A 24880-nucleotide genomic window follows, 5' to 3' on the forward strand; every position below is an offset into this window, starting at 1 on the left:
ATCGATCTGCCTGCTCCCGTCAGGCCGTGAAGTCGCTGGCATGCAGCTCCTTGACCCCCACCAGTTCGAATTCGAACTCGGCGCTGGCGTCGGCATTTACACTGCCGTAGAGGATGCCATCGGCAAAGCGCAGTTGACCGGTGGCATCGGCGCTAAAGGCATTGCTGCCAATGAACGTGAAGGTGTCGATCTCGGCGGTCAGCGGATTGGCGTCCAACCCGGTGAAGTCCAGTTGGTCGAACTCGGTGCTCTTGAAGCCGCTGATGACATCGCGTAGCGCCCCGATGCCCATGTCCGACAGTGCTTCGAATGCATATGTGTCTGCACCCGTACCGCCGCTCAGGCTGTCAGTGCCTGCGCCGCCGATCAACCGGTCATCGCCCGAGCCACCCACCAGCGTATCGTTGCCCGCCCCACCGTTGAGCACGTTGGCGCCGCTGTTACCCGTCAGGTTGTCGGCGTAGGCACTGCCGGTCAGGTTCTCGACATACTTGAAGGTGTCAAGGCCCGAACCCACGGTGTTCTGTTGCGCGGAGGTGGACAGGGTGGCCGTGACACCGGCCATGGCCCGTTCGAACGAGACCGTGTCATTGCCATCACGGCCGTCCAGCACGTTGTTGCCGGCCCCGGCAAACAGTATGTTGTCCAACGCATTACCGGTGCCATTGGCGGCGTCGGGGGTATCGATGTACAGGTTTTCGACGTTGTTGTTGAGGGTATAGGCCGTCAAGCTGCTGTGCACGCTGTCGATCCCGCCAGACACCGGGTTGCTGTTGGTCTCGATCACGGTATCGCCGGTGTTGTCGACATAGTAAGTGTCGTTGCCATCGCCCCCGCTCATGCTGTCGGCCCCGGCGGCGCCATCAAGCACGTTGTTGGCGGCGTTACCGGTGATGAAATTGCGCCGCTCATTGCCGGTGCCGTTGATGTCCGATACGCCGGTGAGCACCAGATTCTCCAGGTTATCGCCCAACGTCCAACTGACCGAGGCCTGCACCGTGTCGATCTGTGCGGTCGAGGTGTTGCTTTCCACCACGCTGTCGAACGCGTTGTCGACCACATAGATGTCGTTGCCGTCGCCGCCGGTCAAGCTGTCGGCGCCCAGGTCTCCGTCCAGAGTGTCGTTGCCCGAGCTGCCCACCAGCGTATCTGCCTGGTCGGTACCGGAAATCATCCCGCCTTCGTTCTGGGCATCGTCGAATATGTCCTGCACGCTGTTGTTGTCATCAGGATTGCCCTGGAAACCCAGGTCATCGGCGATGTAATCGGCCAGGCGCTGGCCGACGATTTCCGCCGATTCCTCGTGCAAGTGCCAGACGTCGTCGGGATACACCAGTGGGTCGACTTCGTAGCGCAAGGGCAGATCGGTGTAGTCCACGGCCAGTTTCACGTCCGCGCGCTCGGCGGCGATGGCCTCCTGGGTGGCGCGGACATAACCGACACCTTCGACAATGTCGGCGATCTTCTCTTCCGAATAGCCACGGGCACGCGCCGCGTCCTGTTGGTAGTGCCCGGTCTCCATCAGGTACACGTTGAAACTGCCGAACTGGGCGTGCAGGTAATCAAACACGGCCAGCGTCGCGGCCTTGTAGGCCGCCGCCGCAGCTTCCTTGTCGGAGGCGCGGGCGATTTCCTGGGCCGCTTCCTCGCCTTGGCCCCAAACAATGCCCATGGTGACGTTGTCGATGGCCCTGAGCTCGGCAAGCTGATCCTGCAACAACGCCACGGCGCGCAACAGCGCAGGCCCCGGTTGGTTGGTGTCGGTCAGCCACCAGCACAACTTGAGCTCCTCGGCGCCCAGGGTCGACAGGCCATTGACCGTACTGCCGCCCACCGCGATGTCGATGCCATTGCCGTCGGCATCCTCGAACTGACTGCGTACGTCATAGGGGGTGTACTTGCTCAGGTCATTGACCAGCATCGATGTACCGGACTGATCGTCGTCCTCGGTCATGCGCAGCAGGCGCGCATTGGACTGGCCGAGGGTCGGCAGGTAGAGGATGTCCTGCTGGGCGCGCTCGCCGAACACGAAGTCATCGGCGGTCAGGGTGTTGAGGTAGTTACCGCTGAGGGCGATTTCGAAGCGATTGCCGTCGGCGTCCGCTTCGCTGGATTTGATGTAGGTCTTGTCGCCGGCCGAGTTGAGGGTCATGTACAGCGTGCCGTTGCTGCCATTGCCGAGGCCGAGATAGCCCAGGCCGGAGACATCGATCTTGTCGACGCCCACGGTGAAGTCATAGATCGTGTCCGTGGCCGTGACCCCGCCGGTGTCGTAGTCGCGGTAGCTGTCGAGCACGTTGGTGTAGCGGAAGGTGTCGGCACCGTCGCCACCGTACAACGAGTCGCGACCGGCGCCACCATCGACAATGTCCGCGCCAGTGCCGGCCCTGATCGTGTCGTTGCCGCCCAGGCCGAGGATCAAGTCCGCGCCCGCGGTGCCAGTGAGGGATTCGGCGTTGTTGGTTCCGGTGATGGTATTGTCCGGCGCATCGGCCACTGCCAGGGCGAAGCTGTCGCTCACCGAGGCACCTGACGGATCGGTGGCCTTGACCAGTACGTTGTAGTTGCCTGCCGCCGTGCTGGTGGGTGTGCCAGCGAAAGTCAGATTGCTGGCATTGAAGCTCAGCCAGGCGGGCAGGGCGCTGCCATCGGCCAAGGTGGCGGTGTAGGTCAGCACATCCTGATTGGCGTCGCTGAAGCTGTCGGAGGTCACGGTGTAGGTGAACGGCGTACTTTCGGTGGCGTTCTGGTCGAGCAGGGGGATAACCACCACGGGCGCCACATTGCTGGGGGTGTTCTCGTCGGCGAAGACGAAATGACTGGCGGTCAGGCTGCTGACCAGGTTACCCGCCAGCGACACTTCGAAACGGTTGCCGTTGGCATCGACCGTGAGGTCTTTGAGGTAGGTGCGGTTGGTCGAGCTGCTGTAGGTCACCTGCAGTGTGCCGCCCTGGCCATTGCCCAGTCCGGTGTAGCCGAGGGCCGATACATCGATCTTGTCGGCGGCCACGTCGAAATCGAGGATCTGGTCACTGGCGCTGGTGGAACTGGTGCGGTAGCTGTCGAGTTTGGAGGTATAGCGAAACACGTCGGCACCCGCGCCGCCGGTGAGTTTGTCCACGCCAGTGCCGCCCACCAGAATGTCGTTGCCAGCCCCGCCATTGAGGGTGTCGTTACCGGCGCCGCCATACAGTTGTTCGTTGGCCGCGGTACCGGTCAACGTGTCGTTGTTCGGCGTGCCATTGATCACGATGGGCGCGGCGGGCACGTCCTGCACCGCCAGGGTGAAGCTGTCGCTGACGGTGGCGTTGCTGCCGTCGGTCGCCGTGACCTGTATGGAATACGTGCCTGATGCTGTATCGGTTGGCGTGCCGCTGAATGTGCGGCTGGCGGCATCGAACACCAGCCAGCCGGGCAGGGCGCTGCCGTTGGCGAGGGTGGCGGTATAGCTGAGGCTGTCGTTGTCCGGGTCGGTAAAACTGGTGGCCGGCACCACGTAGCTGAACGGCGTGTTTTCGGTCGCATTCTGATCCAGCAACGGCGTGGCCAACACCGGTGCCTGATTGGTGGGCGAGGCGGTGGCGAAGACAAAATTGGCGCTGGTCAATGTGTCGAGGTAGTTACCCTCCAGCGCCACTTCGAAGCGGTTGCCATTGGCGTCGGCGGTCAGGGATTTGATGTAGGTCTTGGTCCCGGCGCTGTTGAGTACCACGTACACGGTGTCGTTCTTGCCGTCACCAAGGCCGGTGAAGCCCATGGCCGACAGATCGATCTTGTCGGCGCTGACATCGAAATCGGTGATCACATCGCCCAGGTTGACGCCGCCGGTGTTGTAGTTGCGGTAGCTGTCCAGACGGTTGGAAAACACAAAGGTATCGGCCCCGGTGCCACCGGTGAGGGTGTCCATGCCGGCCCCGCCGTCGAGCTTGTCGTCGCCCGCGCCACCACTGAGGCTGTCGTTGCCCGCCAGACCCAGCAGGGTGTCGGCCGAGTCACTGCCGATCAGCGAGTCACTGCCGCTGGTGCCGGTGACCACCCGATTGAAGATGAAGTTGCTGGCGGTCAGGGTACTGGTCAGGTTGCCCGACAGAATCAGCTCGAAGCGATTGCCGCTGGCGTCGGCATCGTAATCCTTGATGTAGGTGCGGTCGCTGCTGGCGCTGTAGCTGATCTGCAATGTGCCGCCACGGCCATTGCCCAGGCCGGTGAAGCCCAGGCCCGCGAGGTCAATCTTGTCCTGGGTAACGTCGAAATCAGTGATGGTGTCGTCGAAGCTGGTGGTGGCGTTGCGGTAACTGTCGGACTGGCTGGCGAAGCGAAACGTATCGGCGCCGGTGCCGCCAGTCAGTCTGTCGATGCCCGCGCCACCCACCAGGATGTCGTCACCCGCGCCGCCATTGATGGTGTCATTGCCGGCACCGCCGTAGAAAATCTCGTTGGCGGCGCTGCCCAGCAAGGTGTCGTTGCCGGCGGTACCTTGCACGGTGGTCACCGGTACCGTGGCGCTGACATAGCTGCCGTCGCCATAGACCAGCGTTGCGCCCTTACTGGTGTGACTGATGGTGTTGGCGATGATCGCATTGCGGTCGGTGCCGTCTTCGTTGCGTTCGGCAACGCCGTAGGTCGACAGGTCGCTGCCGCTGATGATGTTGCCCTGGATCAGGTTGTCGCTGCCGTTGAAGTAGCGACCGGACACGCCCAGGGTGTCGTCGTAGGACTGGATGATGATTTCCGGTACCGGATTGCCCAGGGAGTTGTTGTTGAGGGTGTTGTCGATGACTTCAACGTGGTTGCTGCCGTAGATGCGGATCCCGGCGCTGGCGTTGTCGTGGATGTCGACGCCGCTGACGGTGACGTCGCTGGACAGCTTGATCAGTACGCCTTCGCCGCCGTTGCCATACACCTCGCCGCCGGTGATGGTGATGTTGCTGGGGGAGGGGATGTCCTCGCTGCCGCGCTGCACCACGATACCGTTGCCGCCGTTGTTGTAGGCAACGTTATTGGTGAGGGTGAAGTCGTGGGTGCTGGTGACAACGTTGAAACCATGGCGGTCATTGTCGTAGGCGACGTTGTTTTCAAAGGTGCTGTCACTGAGGAAGTCAGCAACAAAACCGTCCAGGCCGTTGCCGTGGGACACGCTGTTCTTGATGACCATGTTGACGGTCTGCTCGTGGGGGTCGAAGCCGTACCCGGAGCAATCCTTGATCTCGACGCTGTCGAGGGTGACGTTGGAGTCGTAGCCTTCTTCGCCGGGAATGTAGCCGTTGAACCAGCCGTCGATCTTGCCTGTGGTGTTGTCGCGATTGCCGTCGATGGTGAGATGGCTGACGCCGAAATCGTGGGTTTCTTCACCGTAGGCCGAGCGGATGATGCCGGTGATCTTGGTGTCGGAGCCGTCGGCCACCTTGACGGTGGTTTCGCCCATGCCGTCGCCGTACAAATAGACGTTGCTCTTGAGCATCAGGCAACCGTCGGAGGGTTCCTCGCCGGCCGAAACGATGTAAGTCCCGGTCGGCATGTACACCTGCCCGCCGCCTGCGGCAGCCGCCGCATCAATGGCACTTTGTATTGCCGCCGTGTCGTCGGTGATGCCATCTCCTTTGGCGCCAAAATTTTGTACGTTGAAAATCATGAGCTTATCTCCGTATCGGGCTGGAACCACGGTAGAAGCCAATATTCCATCGGCGGCCACCGTGTTATGACCCGCAGGAGCGCAAAAGTTGTGACCGCATATCGGCTGAGCGTCAAAAAAACGAACGGACTGATCAACGGTCGGAACGACTTCAGCAACAGATAACGTTCTGTTGACGCTTTTTGGGTTGCACAACCCTTGTGGGAGCGAGCCTGCTCGCGATAGCGGTGTGTCAGTCGATGGGATGCAAGCCGAACCGACGCTATCGCGAGCAGGCTCGCTCCCACAGGTGCGGTATCGGATTTCCTTGATTGGCATCAACCCCCAATCCGAAGCCGCGGGATAACCTCGACTAAACCATCGCCCGATGATTCAGGGGCGACCGAGGAGCCCATGAGCTATCCGCTATTCCTGACATTGCACCTGTTTGCCGCGCTGGTTTTCATTGGCACGGTGTTCTTCGAGGTGCTGTTCCTGGAGAGCATCCGCAAACAGCTGCCCGCCAAAGTCATGGTGCTGCTGGAACAGGGCATCAGCCGGCGTGCCCGGCAGTTGATGCCCTGGGTGTTGCTGACGCTGTTCGGTGCCGGCGCTGCCATGGTCTGGCTGCGGTACTGGCCGACGCTTTCCGCGCCATGGGAGTCTTCTTTCGGGTTGCTGCTGGGCCTGAAAATAGCCTTGGCGGGCAGCGTACTCGGGCATTTCCTCTGGGCCATGTGGCTGTTCAGAAGCGCCCGCATGAACGCCCGTTACGTGCAGATCATCCATACCAGCGTGTTCATTCATCTGCTGGCAATCGTGCTGTTGGCCAAGGGGATGTTTTACCTGACCTGGTGAGCGGTTGCGGGGCGTATGCAGGGCGCTTGATACAGGTCAAGGCGACCCATCGGGACAAGTCCGACACTGTGCCTGCGCAGCCATTCGGAGATTGTCATGTTCGACCTGTTCCACACCCCCGGCGATCGAGCCCCGCGCCGTACCCCGGCGGTGGCTGATGTCGATTGCCCGGTCGGTACGCGCAAATTCCATACGGGGGTTGGCTCGCTCGATCTGCTTCGGGAGTTGCGCGACAGCCGCCATAAACGGCGGCCGCTGTCCCTGGCGGTGCATCTGCCTTCGCGCTTGCGTTTGTCATCGTGTTCGCCCCTGGCGAGCGTGTGCCGGTGTGGCGAGATCGAGGGCTATCTGCAACACCTGACCTATGAAATCGGACTGGTCGGTTGTCACTTGGGCGCAGGGCGTCGGGTCGAGGCGTTCTGCCTGACTGGCGGTACGCCGGTGATCGCCCATTTGCAGCGGCTGATGGATGACCTGCGCAAACGTTTCGAGTTCTGTGAATACGACAGCGCCGAACACAGCATCGAGGTCGACCTGCATCACACCGACTGGTCCACCATGGGGCTGATTCGCGACCAGGGATTCACCCACGTCAGCATCGGAGTACCGGACATTGGCCTGGACAGCGATTTGTCCGTGGATTGCTATCAGAACCCGGCACCGATTCATTCGCTGATCGATGCCGCGCGAACCTTCGGTTTCCGTTCCATCAACATCGATCTCGGTTATGGCCATGCCTGGCAAACGCCCCACAGCTTCGCGCGCAAACTGGGCACGCTGATCGAACTGGAGCCCGACCGGCTGCATGTGTTCGACTACGCCCATGCGCCGTATCGCTATCGTTCGAAAAAACACCAAGCGGCGGATGCCTTCAGCAGCCAGGCCGATACAGACACCATGCGCCAAATCTGCTGCGAGCAACTGACCGGGGCGGGGTATCACTACATCGGGCTGGGGCAGTTCGTCAGGGCGGACGATGACCTGGCCGTCGCCCAAGAGCACGGGCGCCTGCACCGCAATTGTCAGGGTTTCACTCGGCGCGGTTGCTGTGACCACTTGGGTTTCGGCCTGTCGGCCATCACCCAGATCGAACACTTGTACGTGCAGAACACCGATGACCTGCTGGAGTACTGCCAGCAGCTGGACGCCGGGCAGTTGCCTGTGTCTCGCGGCTGGCGCTGTGAGGCGCAGGACCTGCTCAGGGCCGCGGTGACCGAGCAACTTGCCTGCGACCTGGAGCTGGATATCCCGGCCATGGAAGCGCGTTTCGGCGTGGTGTTGCGCGATTATTTCGCGTCCATCTGGCCGCAGCTGGAGGTATTGCGCAGCCAGGGTTTGATCGAATTGACCAGCCGTTTTATCGGTATCTTGCCCGCCGGGCGCCTGAGTGTGGATGCGATCTGCAATCTGTTCGATCCAGTTCCCGACGACGCAGGCACTTTGACCGGCCCCTTTGACAGGTTGACCCCATCATGAATGCTGTATCCGCTTTCAATCGCGCCCTGGTCGAGAAGTACGACCGTCCGGGGCCGCGCTACACCTCCTATCCGACGGCCCCGCAGTTCCATCAGGCCTTTGCCATGGATGAGTACCGCCAGGCCGCCGAGCTGAGCAACCAGGCCCCGGTGCCCAAACCCTTGTCGGTCTACATCCATATTCCGTTCTGCCAGAGCCTTTGCTACTACTGCGCGTGCAACAAAATCATTACTCGCAAGACTCATCGCGCCGCTGAATACCTGACTTACCTCAAGCGTGAGATCGGCCTGCAGGGGGCGTTGTTCGACCGCTCGCGCAAACTGACGCAACTGCACCTGGGCGGTGGCACGCCGACCTATCTGACCCATGAGCAACTGGCCGATCTGATGGAGTGCCTGCACCAGGCGTTCGACATGGACGACAGTGACGCCCATGAGTTTTCCATCGAGGTCGATCCGCGGACCATCGATGCCCAACAGATCCAGGGGCTGCGCCAGCTGGGGTTCAATCGCCTGAGCTTCGGCGTCCAGGATTTCGATGCCCAGGTGCAAGCCGCAGTCAATCGGGTGCAGAGCGAGGCCCAGGTCGTCGAGTTGGTGGAGGCGGCCCGGCTGGCGCGTTTCAAGTCCGTCAGTGTCGATCTGATCTACGGCTTGCCGCTGCAAACCATCGCCAGTTTCGATGTGACCCTGAGCAAGATCATCGCCCTGCGTCCCGACCGGATCGCCGCCTACAGCTATGCGCATCTGCCGCAACGGGTGCGGGCGCAACGGATGATCCGACCCGAAGACATGCCGCCGCCGGAGCGCAAGCTGGAGTTGCTGGAACTGACCATCAATCGTCTGACCGAAGCCGGTTATGTCTACATCGGCATGGACCATTTCGCCTTGCCGGAGGACGAGTTGGTGCGCGCTCGGGTCCAGGGCACGCTGCAACGCAACTTCCAGGGGTATTCCACCCATGCCGATTGCGATTTGATCGGCCTGGGTGTGTCTTCGATCGGTAAGGTCGGTGACAGCTATGGTCAGAACGTCAAGGAGCTTTCTCAGTACTACGCTCGCCTGGATCAAGGCCTGCTGCCGGTGCAGCGCGGCTATCGCCTGAGCGACGATGACCGGTTGCGCCGCGAGGTCATCAGCGAGTTGATGTGCCATGGACGGATCGATTTCACCCGGGTCCAGATCAGTCACGGTGTGGGTTTCAACGAGTACTTTGCCGATGCCCTGGTCCGGCTTGAGGAACTGGTGCGCGACGGACTGCTGGAGATCCACCCCGACTCGCTGGTGCTGCTGCCCCAGGGGCAATTGATGATGCGCAACGTGGCCATGGCTTTCGACGCGTACTTGGGCGTCGACCAGACGGTCCAGTATTCGCGTACGGTTTGACGTTATGACGAGAGCTGGCCGTTCCCGCTGGCTGCGCAGCCAGCGGGGATAACCCCCTCGCCACAGGCCGTGCGCCAGGCAGGTTGCCCTTCAACCTCCAGGCTGCAGCACCCTGCCCAGAAAGGCCGCCGTTCGACTTTCCTGGCATTTCGCGACCTTCGCCGGAGCCCCGCATACCACGACTTTCCCGCCCTGGTTCCCAGCGCCCGGGCCGATGTCGATGACCCAATCACTCTGCGCCACCACGCGCATATCATGCTCCACCACAACCACGCTGTGGCCTTCATCCACCAGGCGATTTAATTGCACCAGCAAGCGATCCACGTCCTGGGGATGTAAGCCGTTGGTTGGCTCATCCAGCACGTACAAAGTGGCGCCCCGGGCTTTGCGTTGCAGCTCGGTGGCCAGTTTGATGCGCTGGGCCTCGCCGCCGGACAGTTCCGTGGCCGGTTGACCCAGGCGCAGATAACCCAGCCCGATATCCTGCAGCACTTGCAGTGAGCGCTTTGCCGACGCCTGCTCGGCAAACACCTCAAGCGCCTGGTTCACGGTCAGTTGCAACACCTGAGCGATATTCAGCCCCTGCCAGTTCACTTCAAGGGTCTGGGGGTTGTAGCGATCCCCGTGGCACGTGGGGCAGGGTGCATACACGCTGGGCATGAACAACAGCTCGACGCTGACGAAGCCCTCGCCCTCGCAGGTTTCGCAACGGCCTTTGGCGACATTGAAGGAGAACTGTCCCGCATCGAAACCCAGTTCCTGCGCCTGAGGCGTGGCGGCGAACAATTTACGTACGTGATCGAACAGCCCGGTGTAGGTGGCGAGGTTGGAGCGCGGGGTGCGGCCGATGGGTTTCTGGTCCACCTGGACCAGCCGCTTGACCGACTCGAGTCCGGCGGTGACGTGGCCACCGCTGGTTTGCAGCGGTTCATCTTCCAGGCTTTGTTCGTCGGCTTCGGCGTTGTGGCTGGCCTGGCCCAGATGGCCACCCACCAGGTCCAGCAGGGCCTGGCTGACGAGGCTGGATTTACCCGAGCCGGAAATGCCGGTCACGGCGCTGAAGCAACCCAAGGGAAAGGCGGCGCTGAGGTTATCCAGATTGTTGCGGGTGATGCCTTCCAGGCGTAGCCAATCCTTGGGTGTTCGAGGCGTACGCCCCGCAGCGCTGTCCTGGGCAAACAGGTAGGCGCGGGTGCGTGACTCCGGCACCTGCCGCAGGCCCGCGGGTGGACCGCTGTAGAGGATTTTTCCGCCTTGTTCCCCCGCGTCGGGGCCGACGTCGATGAGCCAGTCGGCGCGGCGCATGGTGTCCAGGTCGTGTTCGACCACAAACACCGAATTACCCGAGGCCTTGAGGCGTTGCAGGGCCTGGAACAGCGCTTCGCTGTCGGCCGGGTGCAGGCCGGCAGAGGGTTCATCCAGCACATAGATCACGCCGAACAGCTGGGAGTTGAGCTGGGTTGCCAGGCGCAGGCGTTGCAGCTCGCCGGAAGACAGCGTCGGTGTGCTGCGCTCCAGGGCCAGGTAGCCGAGGCCCAGGTCGATCAAGGTGACGATGCGCTCCAGCAATTCAGTGGCGATGCGTTGGGCGGCCAGGCGTTTTTCCAGGGACAGATTGTGGGTGTGGCGTGCATCAGGCCCGCCGGCATGGGGATTCTCACCCCGAGCGGCGCGTTGCTCGCGGGCCTCGCGGGTTTGCTGGTGGGTGAGGGTTGTTCCCGGTTCCTCGGCTTGCGCCAGATAATCGGGGGCGGCAACGCCCTTGAGCACCTCGGCCAGTTCCAGCAACGGCAGGTGGGACAGTTCGGCGATGTCCAGGCCGGCAAAGGTCACCGTCAGTGCCTGGCGCTTGAGGCGTTTACCTTCGCACACCGGGCAAGGGCTGGCGCGCATGTATTGCGCCACGCGTTTGCGCATCTGGGCGCTTTGGGAGTGCATGAACGTGTGCAGCAGGTAGCGTCGGGCGCCGCTGAACGTGCCTTGATAGCTGGGCTCGAGTTTGCGCTTGAGGGCTGCGCGGGTCTGGGCCGGGGTGAGCCCGGCGTACACCGGGACAGTGGGGGTCTCTTCGGTGAAGAGAATCCAGTCACGCTGTTTTTTGGGCAGGTCGCGCCAAGGAACGTCGACGTCATAACCCAGGGTTACCAGGATGTCTCGCAGGTTCTGGCCCTGCCATGCCATGGGCCAGGCCGCCACGGCGCGTTCGCGGATGGTCAACGAAGGGTCCGGCACCATGGACGCTTCGGTCACTTCATAGACCCGGCCCAGGCCGTGGCACTGCTGGCAGGCACCCTGAGGCGTGTTGGGCGAGAAATCCTCGGCGTACAGCATCGGTTGGTCGGCCGGGTAGCTACCCGCTCGGGAGTAGAGCATGCGGATCAGGCTCGACAAGGTGGTGACGCTGCCCACCGAGGATCGCGCGCTGGGCGTGCCGCGCTGCTGTTGCAAGGCCACCGCTGGCGGCAGACCTTCGATACTGTCCACGTCCGGCACGCCCACCTGGTCGATCAGGCGCCGGGCATAAGGCGCGACTGACTCGAAATAACGGCGCTGGGCTTCGGCATAAAGCGTGGAAAAGGCCAGCGACGACTTGCCCGACCCCGACACGCCAGTGAATACCACCAGGGCATCGCGAGGGATGTCGACGTCGACATTCTTGAGGTTGTGCTCGCGGGCGCCACGCACCCGGACGAAACCGGTGTCTTCAGGCAATGGCGAAGCGGAGGCGGGACCGGAGCGTGGGGGCATGGAGCGTTCCTTGTTTGCGTCTGTTCAACGCGTGGAGGCTTTCTGGCGAAACGGCGTCACTCGGAGAGTGGAACCTGAGTCACAGCACTGATATTTATGCGACCGGGTTCGTCGATTCTCGTGCAATAAAAATTTTCTCCGAAGCGAAGAGATGAGAAAAGCTTCGCAATTGTCATGGAAACGGACCCCGGATGCCTCGATCAAAGCTGTTCACTGCTCTGTTTGTTGCGCTGCTGTGGATGATAACCAGCGTGGCCCGCAGTGATAACCAGCGGCGTGTTCGCCATTTTCGCGTTCAGGATGGCGCCCCAGGCGTACCGTGTTTCCAATCTGCCGCGCCGATCAATCTTCCCCGGCCGCACCCGGCATCCCACCAGATGACCCGCAGCAAAGGCGCTTGCTGCGCGATCAGGATCGCTTGTGTCGGGTCGCTTTCAACGAAGTGCGTGCACCCCAACTGTACGCATGCCCGGGCTTTGTAGAGGGCAACCTGTTCTGGGCTGTCGTTGCACGAGCGGGTATCTCTCATGATCAGCGGTGTCCCGCTATGGCCGTGCTGGCTTAGCCAGGCTTGAGTACGAACGCGATCCATCTCCGGGCGCCCGGTGATAATCGCCTTCACCCGCCCCAGAGGTGGCAGTTGCTTGAAGGGCTCGAGGCGGTCGCGTTCGCCAAGCGCCGCACTCAAGTCCGCCGCATAACGTTGGAGCGGGATATCTGGAAGCAGTATTCCGTCGAGGTCGATGGCGTACACGTCGTAATCATGGTCATGGGCCATCCTGCCGGTACGCCCGCCACCGGTGTCGATCCAGCGATCGCGATAGGCGCAGGTAAGGGCTTGGCGCTCCCAAGGGAACTGCAAGAAATACCCTCGCCCGTCCAGCCCGTAATCGGGGCGTATACCGCTTAGGTCGTCAAAGCCGACAGTGAAAACCCTCACGATCAATCCCCTGCGCTGCAAGAATGCCAGGCAGTCCTTCAGGGTGTGCCCGGTGCCAGCGATGTCTTCACAGAGCAACACCTTGCTGCCTGGAGGAGGAAGGGGGATCGACGAGTCCCAAATCACGCTCCGATCGACCCGGTAATAGCGCAAAAAGGCCGGTTCAACGCCCGTGGCATGCGAGACCATCAGCGCTAAGGGGCCTCCACCTCGCAATATACCGATGATGCTACTGAACGCTTCTTCGAGAAGCGTAGGCTGTATCGACGCGACCAAGCGATCCATCTGCTCATACGAGATAGGCAGCACGGGTTTGAGCACGTGCGATTTCTGGACAGACACTGTTTTATCCGGTGATGAAAGCGAGTGTTCGGTGGGTGCTTGATGGCCCTACGGAGCCGTCACAGGGCTATGGGGTTGGCACAGGGTTCGATGTCCAGTCGTTTGACTCACCACCGTCGGCGTCTATTAAGGAAAGTCTGAAGGACAGATCGCGATACTCGCCCTTTGCTTTCAACCAACGGCAGCAGAGAACGGACGGCATCGCTGCGCAGGTAAAGCGAAGCCCAGGCCGCAATGCCCAACATCCCACTGATGATCTGCGAGGCGGAGCCCAATTCACCCAGGCGCAAATGGGTGCAAATGGCACCACCCAGGAATCCTGTCACCAGTATTGCGCCCAACACGGCGGTTCTCGGAATCATGTAGAGCACGGTGCAAACCAGGATGATGCTGCCAATGACAGAGGAGAGGTGATCGGGGAATCCGGTCAGCTCCATGTTTTTTGCGAGGACTTGGGGCGCGAAAATATTCACACCGGCGTCGGCAAGTAATGCCAACACCACCAGAGCGCCCAGGACTCTGCCCGTCCAGTGCGCGACGCTGGTTTTTTTCTGCATATCTGAAATCATGATTATGACCGTGGTAAAACTCATTGGGTGGGTTGACGCACACGCGTTAATTCAAGCAAGGCCCGGTTCTCCCGCAGGGTTCGGCGCAGCCCTCGGCGAGTGGCCGGCTCGAACACAGTCACCGGCGCCTGCTGACGCTCAAAGCTCGTAAGTGGTCCATATAGCCTCCACGGCCCGCTCACCGATCACGACGCACGGAGCCATCGTATTGCCGCTCGTGACATGCGGCATGATGGAGGCATCGGCAATGCGCAGGCCCTGGACTCCATAGACTCGCAGTTGACCATCGACCACGGACATCGCGTCCTGGCCCATTTTTGCCGTACCGCATTGGTGCCAGTAAGTAACGGCAGCGTTGCGAGCGTAATGTTCGAGCGATTGGGTGTTGAGTTTTCCAGGCAGGCTTTCACGTTTGACCAAGCCCTTGAAGGGCGCCTGCGCGCCCAGTTCCTGGACAAATCGGATGTTTTCCAGCGCGTTGCGCCGGTCGGTCGGATGCGACAGCGTGTTGGGTTCAATGATGGGGGCATCGGTCACATTCGGGCCGCTGAGCTTGACCCGGCCGCGACTTTCCGGATGGGCAAGGCCAGCGAACATTGTCCAGCCATGTGCGGGAACGCCGAGTGAGGCGTTCTCTGCGCTGGGCACTGGAAATTCAACTTGGCAGTGGAACATATCGGGGAGATGCAAAGCGCTTTCGCTGCTCCAGTAGAGCGTCGCCTCCGAGCCGCCGTAACCCACCGGCTGTGGAGCCGCGTATTCGAAAATAACGGCAAAGGACACGTGGTCCTGATGATTGGCGCCAACGCCGGGGAGATGCTGGACGAGCGGAATACCATGGCGCTGCAGTTCCTCCTCCGGCCCCACGCCTGATTGCATCAGGACCTTGGGGGTGTTGACCGCCCCCAACGAAAGAATGACTTCGTGATCGGCGTAAAAGCACTCGATCTGCCCATCTTTTATGGTTTGTACGCCGATGGCGCGTTGGTCCCTGAAGAGCACGCGACTGACAAGCGTATCAGTCAGGACCGTGAGGTTGGGCTGACCACAGCGTGGAGCGACGTAGGCGCGGTAAATGGAATTACGCCGGCCGTCCTTGACGATGAGGTCGTTCAAGGCTGCACCTCCGCGGCCTTCCATCATGGCGCCGTTCGGGTTCTCGAAAGCCGGTATACCCATGCCGGCAGCCGCACTGATCATGGCGTTTGCAATCGGTTGGGCGTCTCGCACAGGCGCGACATGAACCGGTCCGCCCTTGCCGCGACGCACCGGATCGCAGGTGCCCTGATAGTCTTCCACGCGTTGATAAATTTTCAGGACCGACGCGTAGTTCCACGCCGGGTCGCCACTGAGTGCGGCGAAGTCTTCCCAGTCGTTTTTATGGCCGCGGGCCCACAGCATGACATTGACGCTGGACCCGCCCCCCAAGCCGCGGCCCATATTCAATGGGATTTTCCGGTCGTTGAGATGAGGGTTCGCGGCGCCCACGAAGTTCCAGTCGCGCTCGGTGCCCAGGTTCAGCGGCCAATTCCCCGGTTCCAGCACGTGGGGGTGGTCATCGCTGCCTCCCGCCTCGATGAGCAACACTTCCACCTCGGGATTCTCGGCCAGTCGTCCGGCCACGACGGAGCCGGCGGTTCCCGCGCCACAGACGATGAAATCGAAATGGTGTTTATTCCGTGCGCAATTCATAGGCATGAGCGAGGTTCCTTGGTCGGGGTGGTATCGCTCGCCAGGTTCAAGCGTAGATCGAGGTGCAAAATCATTGCTGGGGAGAACATGCGGTGAATCTCGCTAGGGTATTGATAGGGGAAGCCGGGCACGATGACGGGTCAATCGACTGCCGTTTTGTTTGCTGGGCAATGAGTGACGGCAGGGGGGCAAAAGGTTCCAACGGATGTTTGCCGGCGGCTGGGTAGCAGGAGGCGAAGCTCAATCTCGCCAGATGTGATGACTGCTGCGAGGGAAGTGCGTTGCGTCCGAGCTTCCGCCAACCTGTCCTGAGACCGGTTGCAATCCATCCTGACGCAGCACTTCCCTCGATCCCGGCGCAGAAGAGGCCTGAAATTATTGGCTCTTCTGAACAGCCTGGATGATGACTTTTGCAACATCTGCCGGGCGTGACTGTTGCGGCACGTGGCTGGCGTCGATTTCGGTGACCTTGGCACCGATCTTCTTGGCGAAAGCTCGCTGCAGATCAGGCTGGATCATCCGGTCTTCCTTGGCCACGACGTACCAGGATGGCTTGCCTTTCCAGGCGGCGGCGCTGGTTTTGTCATCGAATGCCGAGGCGCGGATCGGCCCTTGCGTCGCGGCCATTACCGCGGTTTGCTCTGCGGAAAGATCCTGGGCAAAACCGGTGGCCATGCCCTCGGCAGTCATGTACAAGAAACCGTTTTTGTCGGCGGCGATGTCTTTCACGCCGGACGGAGCAGGGTAGTCCTTGCCCAGGTCTTTACTGGCTTGACCGGCATCCGGAGCGAACGCGGCGACGTACACCAGGCTGCGTACTTTCTTGTCGGTGCCAGCCTCGCTGATGACGGTACCGCCCCAGGAGTGGCCGACCAATACGACATCGTTCTCCTGGTTGTTCAGCACACGTTGCGTGGCGGCGACATCGTCAGCCAGCGAGGTCAGCGGGTTTTGTACCACGGTGACCTTGATGCCTTCCGCCTGCAGCAGCGGGACGACCTTGCCCCAATCGGATCCGTCGGCGAAAGCGCCATGGACGATGACGACAGAAGGTTGCTGCGCCGCGGCATGGACCGCGCCGCCGAACAATGAACAGGTCATGGCGAGTGTGAGGGCAAGGGCCTTGGGTTTGAACATGATGCGATCTCCTGTATGGGGTGAGCGCAGTTTCAGCAATACTCGGCGGCTGAGGTATCGGTCATTTATCCGAGGCCGTGAATAATGTTCAATCGAATGCCCGGAGGAAACGACATGTCGGCAGGTGGCGCGGCTGCGCGGGGACCGGTGGCTCACTTGGACCAGCCGCCTGATTGCGTCGAGCCCGGCACTCGGAGGAGTTCATTTCCTCAACTTGATTTCAATCAAGGGCCGCGCAGGGGAGTGGGTCCTACCATGATCGCCAAGATCCTGTCCTTAAGCCCTGGCGTCCATGACCCCTCCCTTTGTGATGCTGCACCCATCCCGCTTCTGGCTCCATGGGCTGCTCGTTCTCCTGCTGTTGATCGCAAGCCTCGCCCAGGCCAAGGACTACGGTGATATCCAGCAACAGCGCATCCACCAGGTCCTGAGCCCGGTCGATTCGATCTCCGAGCCCGACGGCCCCTTCAAGGTTCGCAAACTGTCCGCTGCCGGCAAGGTCGTCGGCTATGTGTTCCAGAGCTTGGATGTGGTGGACATTCCCGCTTATTCAGGCAAGCCCATCAACGTCCAGGTGATCCTCGATCCGGCCGGTGTGATCCTCGATGCTTTTGTGCTTGAGCACCACGAACCGATCCTGCTGATCGGCATTGCCGAAGAAAAACTCCACGCGTTCAGTGCCCGCTACAGCGGCATCAAGGTCAATCAACGGGTGGTGGTGGGGCATTCCAGCGACCCCAACGCGGTGACGGTGGATGCAATTGCCGGCGCCACCGTGACGGCGATGGTGGTCAATGAAGTCATCATGCGCGCCGCTCACGATGTCGCGGTTTCCCTGGAGCTGGTCAAGGGGGACGCGGGGTTGGCGGTGGCGCCGGCACGCGTGCGCGATGACCTCTACGAACCCGCCGACTGGAAAACCTTGACCGGCAACGGCGCGGTGCGTCGCCTGCACCTGACGCGCGGCCAGGCCGATGCTTCCTTCAAGGGGACCGAGGCCGAGGGTGTTGAAGCCGCCAGCGCCGAGCAAGCAGACGACACCTTCATCGACCTGTATGTCACCCACCTGAACCCGCCCACCATCGGTCGCAACCTGCTGGGCGAGGCGCAATACCGCACGTTGATGGCCGAACTCAAACCCGGCGAGCAGGCCATCGCCGTGATGGGCAGCGGTCGCTATTCCTTCAAGGGCTCGGGGTATGTGCGCGGCGGCATTTTCGATCGGGTACAGGTGCGTCAGTTCGGCGACGCCATCAGCTTTCGCGACCTGGACTTCCAGCGTCTGGACGACGTGGCGCCGACGGACATGCCGGAGTTCGACGAAATGGCGATTTTCATCGTCCGCGCCTCCCACCGTTTCGACCCGGGTTCGCCCTGGAGCCTGGAGCTGCTGGTGCGTCGTCAGACCGGACCTGTCAGTGGCATCTTCAGCAGCTTTGAACTGGCTTATCAATTGCCCGAGCCCTATCTGGAAAGGCCATTGCCAACGGCTGAACAACTGGCAGCTGCCGAAGAAGCCAGCCGACCGATGTGGTTGACCCTCTGGTACCAGAAAAGCCTCGAGATCAGCGTACTGGGCGTGGCCCTGCTGGTGCTCACGGCGATCCTGTTCCTGCAGGATGCGCTGGCCCGGCGCCCGAAGCTGTTGCACTGGGTCCGCTGTGGCTACCTGATGTTCACCGTGGTGTTTCTCGGTGGTTATGCATTGGCCCAGCTGTCGGTGGTCAATGTGCTGACCTTCGTTCATGCCCTGTTCGAAGGCTTTCGCTGGGAACTGTTCCTCACCGATCCGCTGATTTTCATCCTTTGGGTGTTCACCGCCGCCAGCATTCTGTTGTGGGGGCGCGGGGTGTTCTGCGGGTGGCTGTGTCCGTTCGGTGCGTTGCAAGAGTTGCTCAACGAGCTGGCGCGCAAGTTGAAAGTGCCGCAGTACGAGCTGCCGTTCGCCGTCCACGAGCGACTCTGGGCAATCAAATACATCATTTTGCTGGTGCTGTTCGGCGTCTCGCTGGAGTCGATGTCCAGCGCCGAACGGTTGGCCGAAGTGGAGCCCTTCAAGACCGCCATCACCCTCAGGTTCGACCGTCAGTGGTGGTTCGTGGCGTATGCGCTGGGTCTGCTGGTGGTCAACCTGTTCACCCGCAAAGTCTATTGCCGCTACATCTGCCCGTTGGGGGCCGCCCTGGCGATGCCGACCCGGCTGCGATTGTTCGACTGGCTCAAGCGCCGCAAGGAATGTGGCAACCCCTGCCAGCTGTGCGCCAAGGAATGCGAGATCCAGGCGATTCACCCCGATGGCCGGATCAACGCCAACGAATGTCACTACTGCCTCGATTGCCAGATGACCTGGCACAACGAAAACAAATGCCCGCCACTGATCAACAAGCGCAAAAAGCGCAGCAAGGCGAGCGCGACCGAGACGCAACTGATTCCCGTGGTGCAGGTGACCCCGGCGCCTTAAGACACCCGAATGTCCTGTCCCTTGACCCTTTCATTCTTCATGGAGCACACAGCATGAGCGATAAAAAAACCGAAACCAGCGGCGCGGTCGAAGAACCCAGGGGCGTCAGCCGTCGAGGATTTCTAGGGACCAGTGCGGTGACCGGCGCCGTACTGGCCGGCGCCACGGCGCTGGGCGGCGCGGTGTTCACCCGTGAGTCCTGGGCTGCGGCGGCCAAGGAAGCCAAGTCCAAAGTCCACGTCGGCCCCGGCGAGCTGGACGACTATTACGGTTTCTGGAGCGGTGGCCATCAGGGCGAGGTGAGGGTGTTGGGCGTACCGTCCATGCGCGAGCTGATGCGTATTCCGGTGTTCAACGTCGACTCGGCCACCGGTTGGGGGCTGACCAACGAAAGCAAGCGCATCCTGGGTGACAGCGCCAAGTACCAGAACGGCGACTGCCATCACCCACACATCTCCATGACCGATGGCAAATACGACGGCAAATACCTGTTCATCAACGATAAGGCCAATTCCCGGGTCGCGCGCATTCGCCTGGATATCATGAAGTGCGACAAGATTCTCACCGTGCCCAACGTCCAGGCGATCCATGGCCTGCGCCTGCAAAAGGTGCCGTACACCAAGTACGTGTTCGCCAACGCCGAATTCGTCATCCCGCACCCCAATGACGGTCGCACGTTCGACCTGCAAGACAAGAACAGCTACACGATGTTCAACGCCATCGACGCCGAAAAAATGGAAATGGCCTTCCAGGTGATCGTCGACGGCAACCTGGACAACTCCGACGCCGACTACACCGGCAAGTACGCCGCTAGCACCTGCTACAACTCCGAGAAGGCCTACGACCTGGGCGGCATGATGCGCAACGAGCGTGACTGGGTGGTGGTATTCAACATCCCGCGCATCGAAGCGGCGATCAAGGCCGGCAAGTTCATCACTCTGGACGGCTCCAAGGTGCCGGTGGTCGATGGTCGTAAAACCGATGGCAAGGACAGCGCGTTCACCCGCTACATCCCGGTGCCGAAGAATCCCCACGGGCTCAATACCTCGTCCGACGGCAAATACTTCATCGCCAACGGCAAGCTGTCGCCCACCGTCTCGATGATCGCCATCGACCGGCTGGATGATCTATTCGACGACCGCTACAAAGACCCGCGCGAGGTGATCGTCGCTGAGCCGGAACTGGGCCTGGGGCCGTTGCATACCACCTTCGACGGGCGCGGCAATGCCTACACCACCTTGTTCATCGACAGTCAGGTGGTGAAGTGGAACATGGACGAGGCCATCCGTGCCTACAAGGGCGAGAAGGTCAACTACATCAAGCAAAAGCTCGATGTGCAGTACCAACCCGGCCACAACCACGCGTCCCTGACCGAAACCAGCGAGGCGGACGGCAAATGGCTGGTGGTCTTGTGCAAGTTCTCCAAGGACCGCTTCCTGCCCACCGGTCCGCTGCACCCGGAAAACGACCAGTTGATCGACATTTCCGGCGAAGAGATGAAGCTGGTACACGATGGCCCGGCCTTTGCCGAACCCCATGACTGCATCCTTGCCCGGCGTGACCAGATCAAGACCCAGAAGATCTGGAGCCGCACCGATCCGTTCTTCGCTGAAACCGTGGCCTTGGCCAAGAAGGATGGCATCAACTTAGAGACCGACAACAAGGTCATCCGTGACGGTAACAAGGTGCGGGTCTACATGACTTCGATGGCGCCGGCCTATGGCCTGACGGAGTTCACCGTCAAGCAAGGCAACGAGGTGACGGTGACGATCACCAACATCGACCAGATCGAAGACGTCTCCCACGGCTTTGTCATGACCAACCACGGCGTGAGCATGGAGATCAGCCCGCAACAGACCTCGTCCATCACCTTCATCGCCGACAAGGCCGGTTTGCATTGGTACTACTGCAGCTGGTTCTGCCACGCCCTGCACATGGAAATGGTCGGGCGCATGCTGGTTGAAAAGGCCTGAGCAGGTTCAACGAGGAGACGGGTTCAATGACCGGTAACCAGCAACAGCCTGCGGGCTACGCTCGCGCACCGGTCATTGCCCTGGTGCTCCTGCTACTGTCGGGCGGCGCGCTTGCCGCGCCGCAGCCGATCACCGACTTGCCATTGCAGGCCGACGGTGAACGGCAATGGCGCCTGCCTGCGGGGCAATACCGCGGCTCGTTCAGCATCGACCAACCCATGACCCTCACGTGCGCGCCGGATGCGGTATTCCAGGGGCAGGGTGAGGGCAATGGGTTGATCATTCGCGCCCCGAACGTCCAGGTCCAGGGCTGTACCTTCCTGGACTGGGGCCACGACCTCACGGCCATGAATGCCGCGGTGTTCATCCAGCCTGTCGCCCAGGGGGCGATGGTCCGTGCCAACCGCATGCAGGGCCAGGGTTTCGGTATCTGGGTCGATGGCGCGCGGGATGTCAGCCTGATCGACAACCGCATCCAGGGCGATCCCGGGCTGCGCTCCCAGGACCGGGGGAACGGCATTCACTTGTACGCGGTACACGGTGCCCGGGTCATCGGCAACCACGTACGCGAAACTCGCGACGGCATCTATATCGACACCTCCAACGGCAACCTGCTCGAGGGCAACATCCTCGAGGACCTGCGCTACGGCGTGCATTACATGTTCGCCAACGATAACCGTCTGTTGGGCAACGTCACCCGGCGCACCCGCACCGGTTATGCCTTGATGCAAAGCCGTCAACTGATGGTCATCGGCAACCGCTCCGAACAGGACCAGAACTACGGGATCCTGATGAACTACATCACCTATTCCACCCTGCGCGACAACGTGGTCACCGATGTTCGCGACGGGTCCACCGGCGACACCATGATCACCGGTGCCGAGGGCAAGGCCCTGTTCATTTACAACTCATTGTTCAACCGCATCGAAGGCAATCATTTCGAGCGCAGCGCGGTGGGCATCCACCTGACCGCCGGTTCGGAGGACAACCGCATCGCCGGCAACGTGTTCGCCGGCAACCAGCGCCAGGTCAAATACGTGGCCACGCGGTTGCAGGAGTGGTCGGTGGACGGGCGCGGCAATTACTGGAGTGATTACCTGGGTTGGGATCGCAACGGCGACGGACTGGGGGACGTGGCCTATGAACCCAACGACAACGTCGATCGCCTGCTGTGGCTGTACCCCCAGGTACGGCTGTTGATGAACAGTCCGGGTATCGAGCTGCTGCGCTGGGTACAGCGGGCGTTCCCGGTCATGAAATCCCCCGGGGTGATGGACAGCCATCCATTGATGCACGCGCCGCTCCAGCCCCCGCCACGCAACAGTGCTCAGGAGGACGCGTCTTGAACGTCGTCGAGATCGAAGGCGTCAGTCAGCGCTACGGCAATGCCACTGTGCTGCGCGGGCTGAACCTGAACCTGGCCCAGGGCGAAGTGCTCGGGCTGTTCGGGCACAACGGTGCGGGCAAGACCACGACCATGAAGCTGATACTCGGTCTGCTGCGCGCCAGTGAGGGTCAGGTGCGGGTATTTGGCCGCGAGCCGAGTGATCCGGGCGTGCGCAGAATGCTCGGTTACCTGCCGGAGAACGTGATGTTCTATCCGCAGTTGAGCGGGCTGGAAACCCTGCGCCATTTCGCCCGGCTCAAGGGCGCGGCGCCAGAACAGGTCGAGCGCTTGCTGGAGGAGGTCGGGCTGGCGCAAGCGGCCTGGCGGCGTGTGCGCACGTACTCCAAGGGCATGCGCCAACGCCTCGGGCTGGCCCAGGCCTTGCTCGGCCAGCCGCGGCTGCTGTTGCTGGACGAACCCACCGTCGGCCTGGACCCCATCGCCACCCAGGACCTCTATCAACTGCTCGATCGGCTGCGCTGGCAGGGCACCAGCATCATTCTTTGTTCGCACGTCTTGCCTGGCGTGGAAGCTCACATCAACCGCGCCGCGATTCTCACCCAAGGTCGCCTGTTGGCCCTGGGCAGCCTGGACCGGTTGCGCGAAGACGCGGGGCTGCCGACGCTGATCCGCGCCTCGGGCCTGTCGCGGGCCGACTGGCTTCGCCAGCATTGGCGCAGCGAAGGGCACCTCACCCAAGGGTGGGGCGCGCAAGGGCTGCAGGTGTCCGCGCCGGATGGCAGCAAACTCAAGTTGCTGCGCCAGTTACTGGCCCAGGATGACCCGACGGATGTCGAGATCAAACCGCCGTCCCTGGAAGATTTGTACCGCCATTACATGGTTCGCGCGGCGACCGAGGAGGCCGGCTCATGAACCCGATCTGGAACATGGCCCGCAAGGAGTTCAGTGACGGCTTGCGCAACCGCTGGTTGTTGGCGATCAGTCTGTTGTTCGCCGTGCTGGCCATCGGCATCGCCTGGCTTGGCGCGGCGGCGTCCGGCCAGTTGGGGTTTACCTCGGTGCCGGCAACGGTGGCGAGCCTGGCCAGCCTGGCAACGTTCCTGATGCCGTTGATCGCCTTGTTGCTGGCCTATGACGCGATCGTCGGCGAGGACGAGAGCGGCACCTTGCTGCTGTTGCTGACGTATCCGTTGGGGCGCGGGCAGTTGCTGCTGGGCAAGTTTGTCGGTCACGGCCTGATCCTGGCGCTGGCGACCCTGATCGGCTTTGGTTGCGCGATGTTCGCCATAGCCCTGCTGGTGGACGATATCGAGCTGAGCCTGCTGCTCTGGGCCTTTGGCCGCTTCATCGTCTCCAGCACGCTGTTGGGTTGGGTTTTTTTGGGGCTGGCCTATGTGCTGAGCAGCCTGTCGGCGGAGAAATCCACCGCCGCCGGGCTGGCGCTGGGGGTGTGGTTTTTCTTCGTGCTGGTGTTTGACCTGGCGTTGCTGGCACTGCTGGTGCTGAGCGAGGGCCGGTTCAGTCCGGACCTGCTGCCGTGGCTGTTGCTGTTCAACCCCACCGATGTGTATCGGCTGATCAACCTGTCGGGGTTCGACGCCGGTTCCAGCGGCGCGGCAGTGCTGACCTTGGGCAGCGACCTGCCGGTGCCCGGGCCTTGGCTCTGGCTGTGCCTGTGGTTGTGGATGGCTGTGCCGTTGTGGCTGGCCTATCGATTGTTCAACCGCCGGTGTCCGTGATTTCTGATCTTGATAGAGGGAGCATGTAACGATGAACAGGGTGTATTCGAGGACAGGCCGAGTTCTCGCAGGAGTGTTGGTGTGCCTGGTGCTGGTGGCATGCGGCAAGCCTGAGTCGACACCGGCCTCAAAGGCGGCGCTGGCGTTCCATCCCAGTGACGAGTGCCATGTCTGCGGCATGGTCATCACGGATTTTCCCGGACCCAAGGGCGCCGCAGCGACCGCCAGCGGCGTGAAAAAATTCTGCTCGCCGGCCGAGATGCTCAGCTGGTGGCTGCAGCCGGAGAACCATCGGGCCGACGTCCAGTTGTACGTCCACGACATGGGGCGCAGCCACTGGAACACCCCGGATGATGAGCACCTGATCGATGCCCGGACCGCCTATTTCGTCGTCGGCTCCAAGCTCAAGGGCGCCATGGGCGTCGTCCTGGCCACGTTCGCCGACGCCCAGGCGGCGGAAAAACTCGCCCGCGAGACCGGCGGCCAGGTGCTGCGTCTGCAAGACATCGACCAGAAGCTGCTGGGACAGGCCACCGCTATGTCGCCGATGAGTCATTGAACAAGCAACCTGCTCCCGCTGAGGCGAGCAGGTTTGCCCTGA

Annotated in this window: 15 protein-coding genes; 9 read left to right on the top strand and 6 right to left on the bottom strand. The window is 61.6% G+C overall.

Annotated elements, in window-relative coordinates:
* Positions 1-19 precede the first annotated feature (19 nt).
* On the bottom strand, positions 20-5632 hold the full coding sequence (locus tag T3A99_RS03940; protein WP_188250810.1) for a putative Ig domain-containing protein: 5613 nt from the start codon (positions 5630-5632) through the stop codon (positions 20-22).
* A gap of 393 nt (positions 5633-6025) precedes the next feature.
* Here T3A99_RS03940 and T3A99_RS03945 point away from each other — a divergent pair, with 393 nt between their 5' ends.
* From T3A99_RS03945 to hemN, 3 genes are all read left to right on the top strand, one after another.
* Positions 6026-6469 (top strand): CopD family copper resistance protein, encoded by a 444-nt coding sequence (locus T3A99_RS03945; protein WP_047225813.1) that lies wholly within the window; start codon positions 6026-6028, stop codon positions 6467-6469.
* 96 nt (positions 6470-6565) lie between these two features.
* Positions 6566-7945, top strand: coding sequence for a coproporphyrinogen III oxidase (locus tag T3A99_RS03950; RefSeq protein ID WP_281459176.1), 1380 nt, complete (start codon positions 6566-6568; stop codon positions 7943-7945).
* Positions 7942-9330 (top strand): oxygen-independent coproporphyrinogen III oxidase, encoded by a 1389-nt coding sequence (hemN, locus tag T3A99_RS03955; protein WP_322833961.1) that lies wholly within the window; start codon positions 7942-7944, stop codon positions 9328-9330. Before T3A99_RS03950 ends, hemN begins: the two co-directional genes overlap by 4 nt.
* 90 nt (positions 9331-9420) lie before the next feature.
* On the opposite strand, the gene T3A99_RS03960 is transcribed toward hemN, so the two are convergent.
* The 5 genes from T3A99_RS03960 to T3A99_RS03980 form a co-directional block, all read right to left on the bottom strand.
* Complete coding sequence (locus T3A99_RS03960; protein WP_047225816.1) at positions 9421-12078, bottom strand: excinuclease ABC subunit UvrA; 2658 nt, start codon at positions 12076-12078, stop codon at positions 9421-9423.
* A 295-nt stretch (positions 12079-12373) separates the two neighbouring features.
* Entirely contained in the window at positions 12374-13360 is a 987-nt protein-coding gene (locus T3A99_RS03965; protein WP_322833962.1) for a phosphoribosyltransferase, read from the bottom strand.
* Between the two features lie 107 nt (positions 13361-13467).
* Entirely contained in the window at positions 13468-13917 is a 450-nt protein-coding gene (locus T3A99_RS03970; protein WP_173406915.1) for a DoxX family protein, read from the bottom strand.
* A gap of 150 nt (positions 13918-14067) precedes the next feature.
* A complete protein-coding gene (locus tag T3A99_RS03975; protein ID WP_223194325.1) occupies positions 14068-15627 on the bottom strand; it encodes a GMC family oxidoreductase in 1560 nt (519 codons plus the stop codon).
* Between the two features lie 369 nt (positions 15628-15996).
* Complete coding sequence (locus tag T3A99_RS03980; RefSeq protein WP_047225817.1) at positions 15997-16758, bottom strand: alpha/beta hydrolase; 762 nt, start codon at positions 16756-16758, stop codon at positions 15997-15999.
* A gap of 292 nt (positions 16759-17050) precedes the next feature.
* Between T3A99_RS03980 and nosR the strand changes: the two genes are divergently transcribed.
* The 6 genes from nosR to T3A99_RS04010 are packed head-to-tail and all read left to right on the top strand — an operon-like array spanning position 17051 to position 24838.
* On the top strand, positions 17051-19219 hold the full coding sequence (gene nosR, locus T3A99_RS03985) for a transcriptional regulator NosR (RefSeq protein WP_322833963.1): 2169 nt from the start codon (positions 17051-17053) through the stop codon (positions 19217-19219).
* A gap of 53 nt (positions 19220-19272) precedes the next feature.
* Complete coding sequence (gene nosZ, locus T3A99_RS03990; RefSeq protein ID WP_047225819.1) at positions 19273-21192, top strand: TAT-dependent nitrous-oxide reductase; 1920 nt, start codon at positions 19273-19275, stop codon at positions 21190-21192.
* Positions 21193-21218: 26 nt separating this feature from the next.
* Positions 21219-22538: a nitrous oxide reductase family maturation protein NosD gene (locus T3A99_RS03995; RefSeq protein WP_188250814.1), complete on the top strand. Its 1320-nt coding sequence runs from the start codon at positions 21219-21221 to the stop codon at positions 22536-22538.
* Positions 22535-23452, top strand: a complete 918-nt coding sequence (locus tag T3A99_RS04000) for an ABC transporter ATP-binding protein (RefSeq protein WP_322833964.1) — start codon at positions 22535-22537, stop codon at positions 23450-23452. The genes T3A99_RS03995 and T3A99_RS04000 overlap by 4 nt, the downstream gene beginning before the upstream one ends.
* A complete protein-coding gene (locus T3A99_RS04005) occupies positions 23449-24279 on the top strand; it encodes an ABC transporter permease (RefSeq protein WP_076384487.1) in 831 nt (276 codons plus the stop codon). Before T3A99_RS04000 ends, T3A99_RS04005 begins: the two co-directional genes overlap by 4 nt.
* A 31-nt stretch (positions 24280-24310) precedes the next feature.
* The gene (locus T3A99_RS04010) at positions 24311-24838 is read left to right on the top strand and encodes a nitrous oxide reductase accessory protein NosL (RefSeq protein WP_322833965.1); all 528 of its coding nucleotides are present in this window, start codon (positions 24311-24313) and stop codon (positions 24836-24838) included.
* The last annotated feature ends 42 nt before the right edge of the window (positions 24839-24880 follow it).

Source organism: Pseudomonas sp. N-137, assembly GCF_034555295.1.
GTDB classification, from domain to species: domain Bacteria; phylum Pseudomonadota; class Gammaproteobacteria; order Pseudomonadales; family Pseudomonadaceae; genus Aquipseudomonas; species Aquipseudomonas rhizophila.

Coding starts and splice junctions, on each gene's coding strand:
- T3A99_RS03940 (WP_188250810.1), bottom strand. CDS start 5,632: ATGATTTTCAACGTACAAAATTTTGGCGCCAAAGGAGATGGCATCACC.
- T3A99_RS03945 (WP_047225813.1), top strand. CDS start 6,026: ATGAGCTATCCGCTATTCCTGACATTGCACCTGTTTGCCGCGCTGGTT.
- T3A99_RS03950 (WP_281459176.1), top strand. CDS start 6,566: ATGTTCGACCTGTTCCACACCCCCGGCGATCGAGCCCCGCGCCGTACC.
- hemN (WP_322833961.1), top strand. CDS start 7,942: ATGAATGCTGTATCCGCTTTCAATCGCGCCCTGGTCGAGAAGTACGAC.
- T3A99_RS03960 (WP_047225816.1), bottom strand. CDS start 12,078: ATGCCCCCACGCTCCGGTCCCGCCTCCGCTTCGCCATTGCCTGAAGAC.
- T3A99_RS03970 (WP_173406915.1), bottom strand. CDS start 13,917: ATGCAGAAAAAAACCAGCGTCGCGCACTGGACGGGCAGAGTCCTGGGC.
- T3A99_RS03975 (WP_223194325.1), bottom strand. CDS start 15,627: ATGCCTATGAATTGCGCACGGAATAAACACCATTTCGATTTCATCGTC.
- T3A99_RS03980 (WP_047225817.1), bottom strand. CDS start 16,758: ATGTTCAAACCCAAGGCCCTTGCCCTCACACTCGCCATGACCTGTTCA.
- nosR (WP_322833963.1), top strand. CDS start 17,051: ATGACCCCTCCCTTTGTGATGCTGCACCCATCCCGCTTCTGGCTCCAT.
- nosZ (WP_047225819.1), top strand. CDS start 19,273: ATGAGCGATAAAAAAACCGAAACCAGCGGCGCGGTCGAAGAACCCAGG.
- T3A99_RS03995 (WP_188250814.1), top strand. CDS start 21,219: ATGACCGGTAACCAGCAACAGCCTGCGGGCTACGCTCGCGCACCGGTC.
- T3A99_RS04005 (WP_076384487.1), top strand. CDS start 23,449: ATGAACCCGATCTGGAACATGGCCCGCAAGGAGTTCAGTGACGGCTTG.
- T3A99_RS04010 (WP_322833965.1), top strand. CDS start 24,311: ATGAACAGGGTGTATTCGAGGACAGGCCGAGTTCTCGCAGGAGTGTTG.